This is a genomic window from Variovorax sp. 01N429 (genome assembly GCF_056399425.1).
Window position 1 is genome coordinate 1 of record NZ_JBFTRG010000052.1, and the last position, 709, is coordinate 709.

At 75.0% G+C, this 709-nt stretch carries 1 protein-coding gene; it reads right to left on the minus strand.

Features of this window, described 5'->3' with window-relative positions; translation table 11 throughout:
• The coding region (locus tag AC1DSF_RS30515) for an IucA/IucC family protein (RefSeq protein ID WP_478184054.1) at positions 1-709 on the minus strand (709 nt) is incomplete at both ends.

Consider the following 709-nt stretch of genomic DNA (forward strand, 5'->3'; position numbering starts at 1 on the left):
CGACGACGGTGTCGCTGGCGGCGCCCGCGGCGGGGAGGCGGTCGCGCAGGTCGGCGGTGCGGGAGGCGCGGAAGTAGTAGCCCTGGTTGTCGCGGTAGCGGCCGCCGGCGGGCCAGCCGTCGGGGTCGAGGACGACGAGGGTGTTCTGCTGGTGGGCTTCGAGGGCGATGCCGGCGTGTGCGTCGAGCCAGAGGACGGGCGCGGCGACGGCGGCGAGGTAGCGCGTGAACCACTCGTGGGCGATGTCGGCGGTGCTGTGGCCGGTCCGGGCGGCGAGGCCTCGGACGAGGGTGGCGAGGCGGGAGGGGCCGAGGCCGGGGCGTTCGGCGACGAGGCCGGCCACGCACACGGTGTCGGTGTCGCCGAACGGGTTTTCGCGGAGGACGAGTTCGAGGCCGCTTTCGGCGCGCTCGGGGCCGGTGGTGCGGGGGGCGTCGACGGCGAGCCAGGCGCGGTCCCGGACGATGTCGAATCCGGGGTGGGCGGCGTGGAGTTCGGCGGCGAGTCCGGCGCGGAGGATGCGGTCGACCTCGATGCCGCGGAGGAGTTCCTTGCGGAGGTTCTCGCGGCGTGAGTTGGTGATGCGCAGGCCGAGGGACAGTTTGAGCATGACGGGTGCGCCGGCCCGGTAGACGGTGCGCACGGACGAGGTGGGGTGCCAGGTGGGGCCGCCGGGGCCGAGGTCGCGGACGAGGGCGACGTCGAGGAG